The organism is Streptomyces albospinus (genome assembly GCF_014648695.1).
GTDB lineage: Bacteria > Actinomycetota > Actinomycetes > Streptomycetales > Streptomycetaceae > Streptomyces > Streptomyces albospinus.
Genome location: NZ_BMRP01000162.1, coordinates 1 through 512, shown reverse-complemented (window position 1 = coordinate 512; position 512 = coordinate 1). Strand labels below are relative to the sequence as shown.

The window sequence follows — 512 nt, the reverse complement described above, 5'->3', positions numbered from 1 at the left end:
GCAACGGAGCCGTCCATCGTGCCGCCGTCCACCACCGCAACGACAACATCCGGCACCGGATCGACCACGGCCGCCAGCTGGCTCAGACCGCCCGCGAACCACCGCACACCGTCAAAACCCCACGCGCCCGCCGGATCCCCGATCGCCACCGGCAGCGCGGCCCGCTCCCCGGGCTCCGGCGCCACCCACGGCACCCAGTCCACACCGAACAACCCACCACCGGTCGCACCGGCCGCAGCCGGCACATCCTCGGCCACCGGACGCAGCGCCAGCTCCCCGACCACGGCGACCACCGCACCCGAACCGTCCGTCATCGTCAGCGACGCACTCCGGTCCCCTCCCACTGTCCACCTCACCCGCGCCTGCCTCGCGCCAGTCGCATGGATGACGACATCACTCCACGCGAAGGGCAGCAGAAGCCCCCCACCCGACTCCACGGAACCGAGCGCCAGCGGATGCAGTGCCGCGTCGAGCAGTGCCGGGTGGATGCCGAATCGCTCGGCATCCGCCCA

At 72.3% G+C, this 512-nt stretch carries 1 protein-coding gene; it reads right to left on the bottom strand.

Features of this window, described 5'->3' with window-relative positions:
- The coding region (locus IEZ17_RS41780) for a hypothetical protein (RefSeq protein WP_229853148.1) at positions 1-452 on the bottom strand (452 nt) is incomplete at its 3' end.
- Between the last annotated feature and the right edge of the window lie 60 nt (positions 453-512).